Source organism: Ferrovibrio sp. (genome assembly GCF_017994015.1).
GTDB lineage: Bacteria > Pseudomonadota > Alphaproteobacteria > Ferrovibrionales > Ferrovibrionaceae > Ferrovibrio.
In genome coordinates, this window is the sequence record NZ_JAGOLP010000037.1 from 19,579 (window position 1) to 33,923 (window position 14,345).

General features: G+C 62.3%; 19 protein-coding genes and 1 tRNA gene. 12 read left to right on the forward strand and 8 right to left on the reverse strand.

Annotated features, from left to right (window positions below):
• Nucleotides 1-14 precede the first annotated feature (14 nt).
• Entirely contained in the window at nucleotides 15-545 is a 531-nt protein-coding gene (locus KBB36_RS15270; protein WP_290982660.1) for a PAS domain-containing protein, read from the reverse strand.
• 286 nt (nucleotides 546-831) lie between these two features.
• Here KBB36_RS15270 and KBB36_RS15275 point away from each other — a divergent pair, with 286 nt between their 5' ends.
• Both KBB36_RS15275 and KBB36_RS15280 read left to right on the forward strand, forming a co-directional pair.
• Nucleotides 832-1,308, forward strand: a complete 477-nt coding sequence (locus KBB36_RS15275) for a hypothetical protein (RefSeq protein ID WP_290982663.1) — start codon at nucleotides 832-834, stop codon at nucleotides 1,306-1,308.
• 106 nt (nucleotides 1,309-1,414) lie between these two features.
• On the forward strand, nucleotides 1,415-1,579 hold the full coding sequence (locus KBB36_RS15280; RefSeq protein ID WP_290982666.1) for a hypothetical protein: 165 nt from the start codon (nucleotides 1,415-1,417) through the stop codon (nucleotides 1,577-1,579).
• Here the strand turns inward: KBB36_RS15280 and KBB36_RS15285 are convergent.
• The 4 genes from KBB36_RS15285 to KBB36_RS15300 form a co-directional block, all read right to left on the reverse strand.
• Nucleotides 1,550-1,625 (reverse strand) — tRNA-Lys (locus KBB36_RS15285). The genes KBB36_RS15280 and KBB36_RS15285 overlap by 30 nt on opposite strands.
• Before the next feature lie 71 nt (nucleotides 1,626-1,696).
• Complete coding sequence (locus KBB36_RS15290) at nucleotides 1,697-2,236, reverse strand: DUF3833 family protein (RefSeq protein WP_290982669.1); 540 nt, start codon at nucleotides 2,234-2,236, stop codon at nucleotides 1,697-1,699.
• 97 nt (nucleotides 2,237-2,333) lie between these two features.
• On the reverse strand, nucleotides 2,334-3,155 hold the full coding sequence (locus KBB36_RS15295) for a flagellin (RefSeq protein WP_290982672.1): 822 nt from the start codon (nucleotides 3,153-3,155) through the stop codon (nucleotides 2,334-2,336).
• A gap of 108 nt (nucleotides 3,156-3,263) precedes the next feature.
• Nucleotides 3,264-4,064 (reverse strand): mechanosensitive ion channel family protein, encoded by an 801-nt coding sequence (locus KBB36_RS15300; RefSeq protein ID WP_290982675.1) that lies wholly within the window; start codon nucleotides 4,062-4,064, stop codon nucleotides 3,264-3,266.
• Nucleotides 4,065-4,220: 156 nt separating this feature from the next.
• Between KBB36_RS15300 and KBB36_RS15305 the strand changes: the two genes are divergently transcribed.
• From KBB36_RS15305 to KBB36_RS15325, 5 genes are all read left to right on the forward strand, one after another.
• A complete protein-coding gene (locus tag KBB36_RS15305; protein ID WP_290982678.1) occupies nucleotides 4,221-4,406 on the forward strand; it encodes a hypothetical protein in 186 nt (61 codons plus the stop codon).
• 102 nt (nucleotides 4,407-4,508) lie between these two features.
• Nucleotides 4,509-5,165: a hypothetical protein gene (locus tag KBB36_RS15310; protein ID WP_290982681.1), complete on the forward strand. Its 657-nt coding sequence runs from the start codon at nucleotides 4,509-4,511 to the stop codon at nucleotides 5,163-5,165.
• Between the two features lie 18 nt (nucleotides 5,166-5,183).
• The gene (locus tag KBB36_RS15315; protein WP_290982684.1) at nucleotides 5,184-5,507 is read left to right on the forward strand and encodes a hypothetical protein; all 324 of its coding nucleotides are present in this window, start codon (nucleotides 5,184-5,186) and stop codon (nucleotides 5,505-5,507) included.
• Nucleotides 5,508-5,574: 67 nt separating this feature from the next.
• A complete protein-coding gene (locus tag KBB36_RS15320) occupies nucleotides 5,575-5,778 on the forward strand; it encodes a FliG C-terminal domain-containing protein (protein WP_290982687.1) in 204 nt (67 codons plus the stop codon).
• Between the two features lies 1 nt (nucleotide 5,779).
• The gene (locus KBB36_RS15325; protein ID WP_290982692.1) at nucleotides 5,780-6,319 is read left to right on the forward strand and encodes a hypothetical protein; all 540 of its coding nucleotides are present in this window, start codon (nucleotides 5,780-5,782) and stop codon (nucleotides 6,317-6,319) included.
• Nucleotides 6,320-6,326: 7 nt separating this feature from the next.
• On the opposite strand, the gene KBB36_RS15330 is transcribed toward KBB36_RS15325, so the two are convergent.
• The 3 genes from KBB36_RS15330 to KBB36_RS15340 are packed head-to-tail and all read right to left on the reverse strand — an operon-like array spanning nucleotide 6,327 to nucleotide 9,564.
• The gene (locus tag KBB36_RS15330; protein ID WP_290982695.1) at nucleotides 6,327-6,845 is read right to left on the reverse strand and encodes a hypothetical protein; all 519 of its coding nucleotides are present in this window, start codon (nucleotides 6,843-6,845) and stop codon (nucleotides 6,327-6,329) included.
• Entirely contained in the window at nucleotides 6,836-7,594 is a 759-nt protein-coding gene (locus tag KBB36_RS15335; protein WP_290982698.1) for a glucose 1-dehydrogenase, read from the reverse strand. Before KBB36_RS15335 ends, KBB36_RS15330 begins: the two co-directional genes overlap by 10 nt.
• A 23-nt stretch (nucleotides 7,595-7,617) precedes the next feature.
• Nucleotides 7,618-9,564: an ATP-binding protein gene (locus KBB36_RS15340; protein WP_290982701.1), complete on the reverse strand. Its 1,947-nt coding sequence runs from the start codon at nucleotides 9,562-9,564 to the stop codon at nucleotides 7,618-7,620.
• A 181-nt stretch (nucleotides 9,565-9,745) separates the two neighbouring features.
• Between KBB36_RS15340 and KBB36_RS15345 the strand changes: the two genes are divergently transcribed.
• The 5 genes from KBB36_RS15345 to KBB36_RS15365 are packed head-to-tail and all read left to right on the forward strand — an operon-like array spanning nucleotide 9,746 to nucleotide 14,174.
• On the forward strand, nucleotides 9,746-10,546 hold the full coding sequence (locus KBB36_RS15345; RefSeq protein ID WP_366933206.1) for a glycosyltransferase family 2 protein: 801 nt from the start codon (nucleotides 9,746-9,748) through the stop codon (nucleotides 10,544-10,546).
• Nucleotides 10,547-10,562: 16 nt separating this feature from the next.
• Nucleotides 10,563-10,874, forward strand: coding sequence for a lipid-A-disaccharide synthase N-terminal domain-containing protein (locus KBB36_RS15350; RefSeq protein ID WP_290982704.1), 312 nt, complete (start codon nucleotides 10,563-10,565; stop codon nucleotides 10,872-10,874).
• The gene (locus tag KBB36_RS15355; RefSeq protein WP_290982707.1) at nucleotides 10,874-12,523 is read left to right on the forward strand and encodes a glycosyltransferase family 39 protein; all 1,650 of its coding nucleotides are present in this window, start codon (nucleotides 10,874-10,876) and stop codon (nucleotides 12,521-12,523) included. Before KBB36_RS15350 ends, KBB36_RS15355 begins: the two co-directional genes overlap by 1 nt.
• A 41-nt stretch (nucleotides 12,524-12,564) precedes the next feature.
• Nucleotides 12,565-13,440 (forward strand): alpha/beta hydrolase, encoded by an 876-nt coding sequence (locus KBB36_RS15360; RefSeq protein WP_290982710.1) that lies wholly within the window; start codon nucleotides 12,565-12,567, stop codon nucleotides 13,438-13,440.
• Between the two features lie 14 nt (nucleotides 13,441-13,454).
• Nucleotides 13,455-14,174 carry a DUF502 domain-containing protein gene (locus KBB36_RS15365; protein WP_290982713.1) on the forward strand — a complete coding sequence of 240 codons (720 nt, stop codon included), beginning with the start codon at nucleotides 13,455-13,457 and terminating at the stop codon, nucleotides 14,172-14,174.
• Nucleotides 14,175-14,345 lie beyond the last annotated feature (171 nt).

Below are 14,345 nucleotides of genomic sequence, written 5' to 3' on the forward strand. Positions count from 1 at the left end.
GGAATTGAAAGCGCTCAACTGCCGGCCTTGCCGCGATATGGCAGCCGGGGCATTTCAGGGCCATAAAGTTGGGCCACCAGCAGGCGGTTGATCTCGCGGCCCGTTGTTGGCGCCAGCGGCAACAGCAGGTAATCCACCGGATAGCGCCGCCCTTCGAAGCTGCGTTCGGCCTGTATTTGCACAGGCTGGAGTGACTCGACGGCCAAGCGGCATGCTTCCGGCCCGGTGCTGGCAACAACCTGGTCTTCATGCTCATGCATCCAGATGCCCGTGTGGTCGCGTCCCCGCCGGGCAACCAGATCGGTACCGATCAGCCGGTAATTGAAGCGCAGCATGCCGTCGGCATCACGTGCCACGCCAATAATAATCAGGCTGCCAAGCAGGTAGTTGAGCTTTATCGGGTCGGCAAAGCTCGAGGCAGGCAAGCCGCCCTGGGATGCAGCCAATCGCCACTCTGTCAGCAGCCGCTGCAAAAGTGGATGCTTCACCGGCTCGTCGGCAGTAAGCAGGCCATATTTTGGATTGATTATGCCATTCCCCGGCATGCCGCGGTTCCGGTGCAGCCTCACTGTTGGAAAAAGCCTATCCACCCTATGGGCGGACGTCCAATGCTAATTGGCAGGCCAGGGACTTCTCAATATTTCGTCTTCTGCAGCGCGGATTCCCGCTCGGCTGGGTCCTGGTGCCGCGTATGGGGGGGCGCGATGAGGCCCCCGGTGGGGTCCGGTCAGGCCCCCCCTCGCGCTTGGCGCCCCCCTGCCCACGGAATTTTTTGCCATTTTTTACCGAATGTCCGGTTATGGTCGGAAGCAGACTGAAGCAGGGTGGATAATGATTGAATTGCTGAAAGACATACCGTGGAAAGAAATCGGCTCCGCTTCGGGGCTTGTCAGCTTGGCGATCCTGCTTTTTAAGGGGTGGCCGCGCTTCTGGCTTCAGCCGGGCGGCGATGCGATAGCAAAGCCGTATTCGGTGATTGTCACTTGCCACAATCCGGGCACCACTCCGATCTACATCAACCGCGCTTGGAGCAAGTGCATTCGCGGGAACGGCAATGTTGGAATCTTCAACGCCTCGATCAATGATGTTCACGGTGTCGTCCGGGCCCTCTACAACGTGAGGCATGGCCGATACAACGAGATGATTCCCGCCGGTGAAAGTCGCGGGATCAAGATCAACACCATCGATGAGGGCAGCTTGCACGTTGTGATTCTGCGCTGGGATCGTGGTGATTGGATTCCGCGCTTCAAGTTCATTTTCATCAGCGCAGATCGCGCCCGCGATTTAAACGAAATCCCGAAGCCCTGAACGAGGCAGCGGTGAAATCAAGTTTGCTGGGCAGCCACATACCCTTCGGTTTTCGCCGCCGATTTTGCTGCCGGCCAGGGCTTGGGCGATATAGACCCGCTGTGACATGGACAAGCTAAAGCGCCATGCCAGGGTGTTCGGTATCGCGCTGATCTTCGCCATGCTGGCCTATGGCCTGGCGCATCTGGCGGTGTGGCTGACCCGGCATTGGTGGGGGTGGCAGGATCGGCGAGAGGGGAAGTGGTGGGTCCGACGGGATTCGAACCCGTGACCTCTCGATTAAAAGTCGCTTGCTCTACCAGCTGAGCTACGGACCCACAACGCGGCGGACCATAATTGCCGGGGGCGGCGCCGTCAACCACCCTGTCCGGTGTTGAAAACCCTGATTTTACGGCAATTTTCTGAAGGCGATCAGCACCTGGCCAACCTCCAGGCCAAACTTGCGCACGGCGGCCCGATTCAGCACCACCTCATCATCGAAGCGATAGAGCCAGTCATCAAAGCTGACATCGATGCCGCCGTCATCGGTTTTCAGCGTGATGTCATAGCGCCAGCGGAAACCATTGCCCTGGGCGACACCCTTGGCCTGGCCCAGCACATCATCGGCCTGGCCGGTAAACTGGTCGCCCTGGCGGCGGATGCGCCAGACGCGCCGCTGGGTTTCGCCATCGCTGAAGCGAAAATCCTCTTCCAGCACCAGATCGGCGCCATCCTGGCGGCCAAGCAGTTCTACGGTGAATTGCCGCACATTGCCGCCGAAGCGCGGCTCGAACAAACCCCAGGCTTTGGAGCGGCCGAGGAAATACCGCTCCAGATCAAGGGCGCCGTAAGCGGCAAGGCCAGCCGGATCGGGCCGGGTGGGGCCGGCGCAGCCGACGAGCGGGGTGATGATAAGCAGCAGCAAAGCTGCAAGGCGAAGCGGACGCATGCCGATGACATAGCCCGAATGCCGCTGCGGACAACTGCAACAAAAAAAACGGCGGCCCGGTTGGGCCGCCGCTGTTTTGCGCGAAACGCTGTCGTGTTTAACGGAACAGGCTGAGCAGGGTGTTGGGCTGCTGGTTGGCGATCGACAACGCCTGCACGCCGAGCTGCTGGCGCACCTGCAACGACTGCAGGGCGGCGCTTTCGGCAGCCACGTCGGCATCCACCAGGGCGCCGAGGCCTTTCTTGGTGGCATCCACCAGTTCATTCACGAAGCTCTTCTGCAGGTTCAGCGAGCGGCTTTGCGCCGCCACCGAGGCGGAAATCGAGTTGACCAGCGCTTCGAAGGTGTTCAGCGCCGCCAGCGCCACCGAATACTGGTCGGCAGTGGCGAAAGCATCAATTTCGGTCTGCACCGCAGCGGTGCCGCTCGACAGGGCGGTGCCGGTTTGCAGCGTCAGCGTGGTGCCGGACACGTCCGCAACGAAGGAAATCGACTGCGCGGTGTTGAGGATGTTCTTGCCGTTATAGGTCGCCTGATCGATGAAATTGGTGATCTGATTGACGATCGCGGTGGCGTCATTCTGGTAGGTGGTGCGCTGATCGGCCGTCAGCGAGCCGTCAGCCAGATTGGCGAATTTCGCCTTGAGGTCACCAACCAGGTTGGAAATACCGGTGAGCGCGGCAGCAGTGACCTGGCCGAGGCCTTCACCGGCGGCGAGAGACGACTGGACCGAGGCATAGGCCTTCACATTGCCGCGGATGCCCTGGGCAACGGCGAAAATGGCGGCGTCATCAGCGGCGTCGGCGATGCGGAAGCCGGTCTGAATGCGCTTCGAGGTCTTGTCGAGTTCAGCATTGGTGGAGCGCAGCGACGACAAAGCGACGAGGGCGCCGATATTGGTGTTGACTGAGTTGGCCATGGCTAGGTTCCTTTCTGGGCCTATTTGGATGCATTAGCTTTAATCGGGAGATGTTAACAATCACTGAACGGAACATACGTGATTCGTAGGGAATTACCTGTGTGTTTTTTATAATTCTGCGGGTTTTGGCATAATTTCTTGTTCACGCAGGGCTTGCAGGATGGCTGTGTTCGCGGCGTAGCGCGTCTGGAAATAGTCCCGGCTTGGCACCCAGAAACGGATGCCGAGCACCAGGCCGTTGGCGGTGAATTCATGCACGCCGATCTGCGCCGGCGGCCCGGCGGCCACTTCGGCAAAGCCGGCCAGCGCCTGGCGCACGGCCTTGGCGGCGCGCTCCTGATCGGCATCCAGGGTCAGGTGTACACGGGTTTCCACCACATGATGACTGCGTGAATTGACAATGATTTCGCCGTTAATGGATTTGTTTGGAACAGTGATTTCCTCACCATCCTGATTGCGCAGCACGGTGGCTGAGAGCGTGATGTCCTGCACCACGCCGCTGACCCCCTTCACGGAAATAGTGTTGCCGACCACAAAAGGGCGGCTGAGGATGATGGCCAGGCCGGCGCCATAATTGGACAGCGGCCCCTGGATTGCCAGGGTGGCGCCGAAGGCGCTGGCACCGGCCAGGGCGATCAGCGGCGCGATGGAAATGCCGAAATTGCCCAATGTGATCAGGATCACAGCAACCAGCACTGCGATTTTCACGGCATTGCCGAATAGCCGGGCGAGGGTGACATCAATCTGCTTACGCTCGGCCAGGGCGGTGGTGCGGGCGCCGAGCCATAAAGCCAGTTTGAGGCCGATGGCAAACACCACCAGGGCGCCGAGGATTTGCAGGCCGTAGCGTACCAGGAAATCCAGCGCCACCTCTGCCATGCGGGTAACGGCGGTCAGCTCTTTATCCATTGCGGTCTCCATCGACTCGGAAAATCGCCGAATCCTGGGCAAATCTTAATCCTGCTGCAAGCAGGGAGCCAGCAATCCGTTTATACTCAAACTTGCGCAGAACCGCCGCATTGGCGAGACTGTGGCGCGTTGCGGCGCTATCCAAGGAGGCAGCAGATGGCAAAATTCTATGTCGAGGGCGGCATTTTCAAGGATTTAGCCGATCCGGCGCCCCAGCCCGGCACCGAGGAAAGTTATGGCCCGTTTGACACCGAGGGCGAAGCCGACAAGGTGTGGCGCGCCCGCATGTCGGAAAAGATTGATATCTGCAACCACCGCCTGCGCGTATACCGCCGGGATTGAAGGAATTTTGCAGCCGCGTTAATCGCTTGCTAACGGCCCTGGCGCACAGAATACACTGATGCGCGGGGCGAATCGGTTCCCCCGCCGAAAGGAAGCTGCGTTATGCTGAATTCCCTTTCTGCGGGGCGGATCATCGTCAACCGGGGCGAGTTAAGGCAGCGTGCGGTGAATTTCCGGAGCGGCCAGGAACTCCGACTGACGCCGGAATTGCGCGGCAAGATCGAGAAGGTGATCGTGGAAACCCAGAGCGATTTCGAGCAGGCGGCGCGGGAAAGCCTTCGCAACATGCGTGATGCGCTGACTTCGGCTTCCTTCAACCAGGTAGGCCGCGCCAGCTATTATGAGTGGATCCATGATCTGGCGGTGGAGATGAAGGGCCAGGGCGGCCTGTTCAATTATCCGCTGCTGTCAGTTTATGCCGATATCCTGAAGCAGTTGACCGCCAATCTGACCGAGAGCAATCAGCGACTGCACAAGATTATCGGCCTCAATATTGATGCCATCGGCGTGGTGGTGACGCGCAAGCTGACCGGCCCGGGCGGCAGCGTGGAGCGCAAGGTGGCCGAGGCGTTGCGCGAGGCCAATCAGCGTTTCCGGCTTGGCAGTGGCGGCGCCACAACCGGGCTTGAGCGCAAGGTGGCCAGTGCGATCCGCAAGCTGGATGGCAAGCCGGAAATCCGGCCAGGCAACGAAGTGTTGCCGCCGCTGAATGACACGGCACGGCAATGGCCGACCGGCCGGCGTGTGCCGGTGAATTGAGAGTGGGTAGAGGCAGTAATGGCAGCAGACAGCCAGGATGATGGCAACGAACCGGCTTTTGACTGGCGCCCGCAGCGCATCAAGCCGATTGCCGCCGCCGAAGTGATTGCTGAGGCGATCAAGGCGGCGGATACCAGCTATTTCTTCGAGAACTACACAAAGCAGTCCAATGCCGTGATCAAGGCTTTGCGGCAGAACGGCTATGTCATCGTGCCATATTATCCCACCGTGGAAATGGTGAAGGCGGCGATGGATGAATTGCAGTATGGTGCCAACAAATTCACCAATGTGGTGATGCCGATGTATCTGGCGATGATGAAGTCGGCGCCGAAATCGCGCTGAGCAGCGCCGCTCCTGGCCCGGATACTGGCCTCGGCAAACATGTGATGGAGAAGGGAGTGTTTCGGCCATGAGCCGCGACAAGCTGGTCGCCTTTCTGCGCGCTGCCGGTCCCGACCGCGCCAATGTGATCCTGAGCCGGCTGCCGCCGCAGGAAGCCCAGGCAGTGCGCCAGGCGATGGACCAGAGCCCCAATGTATCTGCCGCCGTGGTGGAGCAGGCGGCTGATGCTGCCGCCACCTTTGTTGCGGCCATCACGCATAATAAACGCTGAGATGCGGCGCGGCTTTTTCCTGTTGCTGCTGCTCATGCCGGTGCTGGCGGCAGAACAGGCTTGGGCGCAGAGCAACGATCCGGCCTATGGCCTTGGCCCAGGGCGACGACCGAAGCGCGAGATGCCCTGCATGGATGATCGTGAGCAGAAGGCCGAGGCGCTGATTCGCACCGGCATAATCCTGCGCGAAATTGGCCGCGAATGTGCGCGGCGGCGCGTGGATATGGACTTGTTGCCACTGTGGTATGCCTTTGATGCCGCCAATGCCGAGCAGATCCAGGCCGCAGCGCGCTTGCGTGGCGCAGCGCTGGAGCGGAATTACCCTGAAACGCCGGAAGTGGCGTTGCGGGTGGATAACCGGCTGATCGCTTCCACCGGTCTGCTGCGCATGGCCAACGAGGAATGCAATGTGGCGCGCAACCTGGTGCAAAGCTTTGCTGAATATAATGACTTCGTGCGCCACGCCCAGCGCACCGAACTCGGCCGGGTGAAAAACATCTATCCGATATGCAAGACACGCAACAATCGTGGCGACCGCTGAACTTGCGTCAGTTCGGCACCACGATGATGCGGCCGTTATCCAGCACCACGCTGCCGGCGCGGAATACCGAGGCGCCATAAGGATCAATCTGGCCCAGCACGCGCACCCGGTCACCGGCCTTGAGGCCACTCAGTTCCTGCCAGGTCGGGCCAAGATTGATCACGATGGCCGAGTTGCCATCATTCAGCACAAAGGTGCGGGGTTGCGGTGACAGCAGCAATCCCGCCAGCAACACAGTCCGGCCGCGCGGAATCTCGGCTATCGGCGTCGGGTTGGGCAGGCCGATAGTGGCGGGTGGCGCGGTGCGGCGGGCAGCGGGTGCCGGGGTGGCCTGGGCCGGTGATGTTGGCCGTGCCGGAGTCTGAACAGCCGGAGTCTGAACAGCCGGAGTCTGAGCAGCCGGGGCCTGAGTGGCGGGTGCCTGAGCCGCCGGGGCCTGCTGGCCGGCCTGATTGCCTTGGGCAAAACCCGGCAAAGCTGCGGTCAGGCCCAGCAGCAGGCCCAGAATGGCACGCATCAGATGCATCGGCCGCCATCCACCTCCATGCACACCCCGGTGATGAAATCGGCTTCGTCGGAAGCCAGATAGAGCGCGGCATTGGCGATATCGCGCGGCGTGCTGAAACGGCCAATCGGGATTGTTGATACGAATTTGGCCTTCATCTCGTCGGTTTCCTCGCCGCCCATGAATTCTTTCAGCATTGGCGTCAGGCCGGCCACCGGGTTGAGCGCGTTGACCCGAATCTGCTCCGGCGCCAGTTCCACCGCCATGGCCCGGGTCAGCGTGATCACAGCGCCCTTTGAGCCATTATACCACACCAGGCCGGGGCGTGGCCGCACGCCGGCTGTGGAGGCGATGTTGATAAAGGCGCCACGGCCGCGTTTGCGCATTTCCGGCACGGCATACATCGCCGCCAGATAAATGCTTTTCACATTCACGGCGAAAATCTTGTCGAAGGTGGCTTCGTCGGTATTCAGCAAGGGCGCATTGCGCTGCGGCATACCGGCATTGTTGATCATGATGTCCAGGCCGCCGAACTTCGCCACCGTGCCGGCCACCATCGCCTGCATTGATGCTGCCAAACTGACATCGGTATGCAGCGCCAGGGCCTGACCGCCGGCTGATGTAATCTCGCCGGCCACCCGCTCGGCTGCGGCCAAATTGAGATCGGCCACCGCCACCGTCGCGCCTTCGGCGGCAAAACGCTTGGCGATGCCTTCGCCGAAACCCGAGCCGCCACCAGTGACTACCGCCACTTTGTTTGCCAGTCGCATCCTGTACGCTCCTCCGTCAGACTTTATATATGCGCCGGCATGTCGATAACGCGCGCGGCGGGAAAAACCATCCGCGCCACTGTACCCTGGCCGAGAGCGCTTTCAAGCGTGAGCGTGCCGCCATGCGCCTGCATCAGCCGGCGCGAGAGTGGCAGGCCCAGGCCGCTGCCTTCGAAGCGGCGTTGATGCGAGCCATCGGCCTGCACAAAGGGCTCAAAGACGCGGGCAAGATCGGCTTCATCAATGCCGATGCCCGAATCGCGCACAATCAGTTCCAGCCCGTCATCGGCGCTGCGGGCGATGCTGATGGCGATTTCGCCACCTGGCGGGGTGAATTTCAGCGCATTCGACAGCAGGTTGAGAATCACCTGCCGGGTCATGCGCGCATCGGCATGCAGCAGGGGTGGTTCCGGCCCGATATCCAGATTGTCCACCAATCGGATGGCGCGGCTTTCGGCGATTTCGGCCAGCGACCGCAGGCAGACCCGCGCCAATGCCAACAGATCAATCTCCTCGGCATGCGGCACCAGCTTGCCGGCCTCGGCGCGGCTGAGGTCGAGCACACCATTGATCACAGTCAGCAGGTGGCGGCCGCTATCCAGGATGTCGCGCACATATTCCTGGTATTTCGGCGCGCCAAGCGGGCCGAGATGCTGGCGGTCGAGCAATTCGGCAAAGCCGATGATCGAATTCAGCGGCGTGCGCAATTCATGGCTCATATGGGCCAGGAATTCGCTCTTGGCGCGGCTGGCGGTTTCGGCCGCATTCCGCGCATGCGCCACTTCAGCTTCCACCCGGGTCTGGTCGGTGATGTCGTAAAGCACACTCAGCGCCACCTGGCGGCCATCAAACAGGATTGGCCGGCCCTGCACCTGCAAGGTCAGCGGCGAGCCATCCAGCCGCCGCGCCTCCATGCGCACCGGTTCCGGCATGATGCCTTCCTGCTGGATGCGCCGGCTGCGGGCCAGAGCAAGTTCGCGGTCAGCGGGGTCCAGTATCTCAAAGATGTTGCGGCCGATCAGCGCGCCGAGATTTTCCGCCCGCAACATGCGCACCGCGCCCGGATTGGCAAAGATCACGCGGCCAAGGTCCTGCACGATGAACCCATCCGGCACCAGATCAAACACCGCGCGCAATTGGGTCTCGCGCGCCTCCAGCTCGGTTTCGGCGTGGCGCTGCTCACGCAGGCTGCGCAGCAGCCGGGCCGCCAGCAGGCCGGCCAGGCCAAAACAGGCCAGGATTGCCGCCGCCAGCAGCAGGAAACGCTGCCCGTTATGCTGCCACCACAACATCACCCAGCTTTCCCCGGGACAGCGCACTTCCAGCGCCAGGCCAAAATCCGTCAGCAGGGCAGGGCGCAAGGTGAACCATGGGTCAGTGCCAGGCTCGCCGGCGTCCAGCCAGGCCGGGCCATCCTGGCGCAGCCAGCGCAGGCTGCTGCCGCTGCCGGGCAGGCGCCCGACATCCTGCGGCAGCACAAAGCCGATTACCGCCCAGTCGCTTGGTCGGGCCGGATCGTGATAATCCACGGCATGCAGCAGGCTGGCGCAGAGCCGCCCGGGATCGGCGTCGTCGCACGCATAAGGGGCGCCGACCCAATCATGGCTGTTCTTATGCAATTCTCTGATTTCAATCAGTAATTCTGCCAGATTGGGCGGTGCTGGCAGCTGCCCCAGGCCGCCGATTGGCCGCCCTTCGGCATCCACCAGCAACAGGCTATGCTCACGCTGCACCACATCGGCCAGAATGGCGCCGCCGCTTTGCAGCAAGCCTTCGGCATTGCGGGCCAGATCGGCCAAACCATCGGTCAGCAGGCCGATATTACGCGCTTCGTGAATTCTGGCCGCCAGGGCTTCGGCCTTGGTGCTGGCTTCGGCTTCGCTCAAGCGTCGCAGCGCCGACGCTTCCCGCGCCACATCTGCCGCTGCCCACAGGATCAGGGCGGTGATGGCGAGAAGCGGCAGCAGCACGGCAATCCGGAGGTTCGCGCCCTGCGTGTTTTTCATTGCCGGTAAGCCTATCAGCCCGAAAATGCTGCGACAATCCGTCATATAGTCTAAGGCATGGAAATTCCTTGTACGCGGGGTTGCAGGAGACTATTAGAGAGGCGCAATTTCCGGCTTTCCCTCATTCGGATTCGATTTCACGCCGATGCGTGCCTCCGACACTTCGCCGGGCCAGCCCGATCCGGTTTCCGCCATGCAAGCCGTGCCCGGTCAGGTGCCCGATCTTGCCGTGGTCATCCCTGTGCATAACGAAGCCGAGAATATCGGCGCGTTGCTCGCGGAAATCTGCGCCGCTTTGCGTGGCCGCATCAGCTTCGAGATTGTGGCGGTGGACGATTGCTCCACCGATGCCTCCACCGAGACCCTGCGCCAGCTGGCGGCCACGACGATGCCGGAATTGCGGCCGATCCGGCATCGCCGCAATGCCGGGCAGTCGATGGCAGTGCTGAGCGGCGTGCGGGCCGCCCGGGCGCCCTGGATCGCCACGCTGGATGGCGATGGCCAGAACGACCCGGCCGATCTGCCGGCCTTGTGGGATATGCTGCGCGCTGAATCCGATGGCGGCGCCCGCCTGCTGGTGGCCGGCCATCGCACCCGGCGCCGCGATACCTGGGTGAAGCGCTATTCCTCGCGCATCGCCAATGGCGTGCGCGCCCGGCTGCTGGGCGATGCCACGCCCGATACCGGCTGTGGCCTGAAGATGCTGGCGCGCGATTTTTTCCTGCAATTGCCGGCTTTTGACCATATGCACCGGTTCCTGCCGGCCCTGGCCCTGCGCCATGGTGGTCGGGTACGCTCGGTGCCGGTCAATCACCGCCCGCGCGGCGGCGGTGCTTCGCATTACGGCACCTGGGGCCGGCTCAAGGCCGGTATCGTGGATATGATTGGTGTGATCTGGCTGCAACGCCGTTGGCGCGATAGCGGCGGCTATGATCCGCTGAACTGAGTTGGGAGTTGGCGCCATGCTGGCTGAATTTATCGAGCGGCTGCTCGACAATCTGAGTTTCTGGGCAATCATCGGCTTTGGCGGCCAGGCAGTGTTTGCCTCGCGTTTCATCGTGCAATGGATTCATTCCGAGCGCGTGCGGCGCAGCGAAATTCCGCTGGCTTTCTGGTATATCAGCTTGGTCGGCGGCATTGTGCTGCTGATTTATGCCGTGCACCGCGCCGATCCGGTTTTCATCATCGGTCAGGTCACCGGCCTGTTCGTTTATGTGCGCAATCTCAATCTGATCTATCGCGAGCGCCGTCGCCTCGCGGCACAGGTGACCTGATGCCGTTGCTCGGCAGTCGGCCGGCGCATCTGGCCACGGCGGCGTTGTGGCTGCTGCTGGTGGTGGCCGCGCTGATCGCCCGGCCGCTGATGCCGATCGACGAGACGCGCTATGTCACCGTCGCCTGGGAAATGCATCTCGCCGACCATTGGCTGGTGCCGCTGCTGAATGGCGAACCCTACCACCACAAGCCGCCCTTGCTGTTCTGGCTGATCCGGCTTGGCTGGATGGTGTTTGGCGTGTCGGAAACCTGGGCGCGGCTGGTGGCGCCGCTTTTTGGCCTTGGTGCCTTGGCGCTGACCGGCCTGCTGGCGCGGCTGCTGTGGCCGGGAGAATTGGGCCGCGATAGCGGCGCGCTGGCGCCGCTGCTGCTGCTCGCCGGGGCGTGGTGGATGCTGTTCGCCACCCTCACCATGTTCGACCTGATGATGGCTTTCTTTGCACTCGCCGCATGGATCGGCCTGACCCTGGCGCTGCATCATGGCCGGCGCCTGGGCGGTCTGCTGCTGTTTGGCCTCGCCATTGGCTTTGGCATCCTGGCCAAGGGGCCGGTAATCCTGGTTTATGCCCTGCCGCCGGCGCTGTTTGCGCCGCTCTGGGTGGGTAATCTGCAAATCCGTTGGCTGGGCTGGTATCTCGGTGTACTGGCCGGCATTGTGCTGGGCGCCGCTATCGGCCTGGCCTGGGCCTTGCCGGCGGCTGAAGCCGGCGGCGCCGCCTTCAAGCAGGCTTTGCTCTGGGGCCAGACCGCTGGCCGCATGAAGGATAGTTTTGCCCATAAAAAGCCGTTCTGGTGGTATCTGCCCTTGCTGCCGCTGCTGCTGGCGCCGTGGCTGTTCTGGCGCCCGACCTGGCATGCGCTGTGGCTCGGCAACGGCGCCTGGCGCGATGCCGGCCTGCGTTTCTGCCTGATAGTCGGCCTCAGCGGCCTCGTGGTGTTTTCAGCAATCAGCGGCAAGCAGCCGCATTACCTGCTGCCGCTGGCGCCGGCCTTTGCCTTGCTGCTGGCGCATGGCCTGGTGATGGGGCGGGCGATTCCGCGCCGCCTGGATGCCGCCTTGCCAATCGGCTTCATCCTGCTGCTGGCGGTGGCTGCCCTGGCGCTGCCCTTCATCCTGCAAGCCCGGCCGGCCCTGGCCGAGCGGCTTGATCTGCCGGATTGGGCGCTGGAGCAGCATGCCGAAGTGGTGCTGGCGCTGCTTGGCTTTGCCCTGCTGGCGATAATACTGGCACGCGGCACGGGGCTGGGACGGCAGCTTGGCGCGGTCATCACCGTGGGCGCCGGCCTGTTTCTCACCGTTCATCTGGGCGTGTTTCCGCCGGCCCGGCTGGCTTATGACGGCGCCCCGGCGGCGTTGCAGATCAAGCTTGCCCAGGATGCCGGCCGGCCGGTGGCCTTTGCCGGCGACTATCATGGCGAATATCAGTTCCTGGGCCGCCTGGCCAAGCCGCTGCCGGAAATCGAATATCGCGATATTCCGGCCTGGTTTGCCGCCAATCCCACGGGCCTGATGGTGGCGCGCTATCGTGAGGAGCGCCTGGCCGTTGGACCAAAGCCGGTCTACACCCAGCCCAAGCGCGGCCGTATCATGGTGATCTGGGACAAGGCGGCGCTGGATCAGCGGCCGGATTTTTTCACGCCGCATTAGGCAATAGCAAAAACAAAAAAGACCGTAAGCGGGAGGCTCCTGTGGGTTTGTTTGACGGATTTGAAACCAGGCGCCTGATGGGTGCCGGCGCCGAAATCAACCTGCGTATTGCCGGTTCCGGCCCGCCCTTGCTGCTGCTGCATGGTTATCCGCAAACCCACATCATGTGGCACAAGCTGGCGCCGCGCCTGGCCGAGCGTTTCACCGTGGTGGCGGCCGACCTGCGCGGTTATGGCGATAGCGGCAAGCCGGCTTCCGACCCGCAGCACCGGGTCTATTCCAAACGCGCCACCGCCGCTGACATGGTGGCGGTGATGCAGCAACTGGGTTTCCCGCGTTTCCGCCTTGCCGGGCATGATCGCGGCGGCCGGGTTTCGCATCGCATGGTGCTGGACCATCCGCAGGCGGTGGAGCAGGTGGCGGTGCTGGATATCATCCCGACCCTGACCCTGTTCGAGACCTTCAACCAGGCGGTGGCGACAGCCTATTACCACTGGTTTTTCCTGGCCCAGCCGGTAGGCCATCCGGAGCGTATGATCGGCGCTGACCCGGATTATTACCTGGAGAGCAAATTGCGCGCCTGGTCGGCGGGGGATGATGTCTACCCGCCCGAGGCGATGGCGGAGTATCAGCGCTGTTTCCGCGACCCGGCCACCATCCATGCCACCTGCGAGGATTATCGCGCCGGCGCCAGCATCGATCTGGCCGATGATCGCGCCGATGCCGACAAGCGCATTGAATGCCCGTTGCTGGTATTATGGGGCGGCAAGGGTATCATGCACCGGCATTATGATGTGCTGGCCACCTGGCGCGACAAAGCCCGGGATGTGCGCGGCGCGGCTATGCCCTGCGGTCATTTCCTGCCCGAGGAAGCGCCCGAGGAAACCTATCAAGCCCTGAGCGCGTTTTTCGCCTGAGGTAAGGAGAGCAAGTGACAACCGTTTCGCCCCAAAGCCCCGACCCGGACAAGCCGGCAATCATCCTGCCGCCGCCGCGCCCGAGCCTGTGGGTGCGGCTGCGCACCTGGTTTCTCGCCGGCATCATCATCACAGCGCCCATCGGCCTGACAATCTATCTGGTGGTTATCACCATTGAGGCGATTGACCGCAATGTGAAAAGCCTGATCCCGAGCGGTTATGAGCCAGAGCGCCTGCTGCCGCCGAACCTGCCCTTTGGTGTGCCCGGCCTGGGCGTAATTGCCGCTGTTTTGCTGCTCACCCTGGTGGGCTTCCTGTTCACCAATTTCCTCGGCCGCTCGCTGCTGCATTTCAGCGAACGGCTGGTGGCGCGTATGCCGGTGATCCGCGGCCTCTACAGCGCGCTGAAGCAGATTTTTGAAACCGTATTTAGTCAATCCGGCCAGTCTTTCCGCCAGGTTGCCCTGGTGCCATGGCCGGCCAAGGGCTCATGGACCATCGCCTTTGTCACCGGCGAACAGACCGGCGAAGTGGGCACGCGGCTCGGCCGCGAGCTGATTGCCTGCTATGTGCCCACCACGCCCAATCCCACCGGCGGCTACATGGTGTATTTCCCGCGTGAGGATGTGCAGGTGCTGTCAATGAGCGTCGATCAGGCGATGAAGCTGATCATTTCCTGCGGCGTGATCGTGCCGCCGGAAAAGGGTGTTGCCGAGCCGCCGAGCGCGAAGTAGGGCGTGTCGCTAACGCGTCATGCCCGCGAAAGCGGGCATCCCTTTTTTTACAAAAAATATGTCAGAATTCCCTAGAAAATGGATGCCCGGGTCTTCGCCCGGGCATGACGACGGTCAGGGGTGACTCGAAAGTGAGCATGATGAGTGAGGGGTGGCGTTACCATTCCATGC

What these genes read in the sequence shown, in the direction of transcription:
- KBB36_RS15270 (WP_290982660.1), bottom strand. Translation starts at nt 545, where the DNA reads ATGCCGGGGAATGGCATAATCAATCCAAAATATGGCCTGCTTACTGCC.
- KBB36_RS15275 (WP_290982663.1), top strand. Translation starts at nt 832, where the DNA reads ATGATTGAATTGCTGAAAGACATACCGTGGAAAGAAATCGGCTCCGCT.
- KBB36_RS15280 (WP_290982666.1), top strand. Translation starts at nt 1,415, where the DNA reads ATGGACAAGCTAAAGCGCCATGCCAGGGTGTTCGGTATCGCGCTGATC.
- KBB36_RS15290 (WP_290982669.1), bottom strand. Translation starts at nt 2,236, where the DNA reads ATGCGTCCGCTTCGCCTTGCAGCTTTGCTGCTGCTTATCATCACCCCG.
- KBB36_RS15295 (WP_290982672.1), bottom strand. Translation starts at nt 3,155, where the DNA reads ATGGCCAACTCAGTCAACACCAATATCGGCGCCCTCGTCGCTTTGTCG.
- KBB36_RS15300 (WP_290982675.1), bottom strand. Translation starts at nt 4,064, where the DNA reads ATGGATAAAGAGCTGACCGCCGTTACCCGCATGGCAGAGGTGGCGCTG.
- KBB36_RS15305 (WP_290982678.1), top strand. Translation starts at nt 4,221, where the DNA reads ATGGCAAAATTCTATGTCGAGGGCGGCATTTTCAAGGATTTAGCCGAT.
- KBB36_RS15310 (WP_290982681.1), top strand. Translation starts at nt 4,509, where the DNA reads ATGCTGAATTCCCTTTCTGCGGGGCGGATCATCGTCAACCGGGGCGAG.
- KBB36_RS15315 (WP_290982684.1), top strand. Translation starts at nt 5,184, where the DNA reads ATGGCAGCAGACAGCCAGGATGATGGCAACGAACCGGCTTTTGACTGG.
- KBB36_RS15320 (WP_290982687.1), top strand. Translation starts at nt 5,575, where the DNA reads ATGAGCCGCGACAAGCTGGTCGCCTTTCTGCGCGCTGCCGGTCCCGAC.
- KBB36_RS15325 (WP_290982692.1), top strand. Translation starts at nt 5,780, where the DNA reads ATGCGGCGCGGCTTTTTCCTGTTGCTGCTGCTCATGCCGGTGCTGGCG.
- KBB36_RS15330 (WP_290982695.1), bottom strand. Translation starts at nt 6,845, where the DNA reads ATGCATCTGATGCGTGCCATTCTGGGCCTGCTGCTGGGCCTGACCGCA.
- KBB36_RS15335 (WP_290982698.1), bottom strand. Translation starts at nt 7,594, where the DNA reads ATGCGACTGGCAAACAAAGTGGCGGTAGTCACTGGTGGCGGCTCGGGT.
- KBB36_RS15345 (WP_366933206.1), top strand. Translation starts at nt 9,746, where the DNA reads ATGCGTGCCTCCGACACTTCGCCGGGCCAGCCCGATCCGGTTTCCGCC.
- KBB36_RS15350 (WP_290982704.1), top strand. Translation starts at nt 10,563, where the DNA reads ATGCTGGCTGAATTTATCGAGCGGCTGCTCGACAATCTGAGTTTCTGG.
- KBB36_RS15355 (WP_290982707.1), top strand. Translation starts at nt 10,874, where the DNA reads ATGCCGTTGCTCGGCAGTCGGCCGGCGCATCTGGCCACGGCGGCGTTG.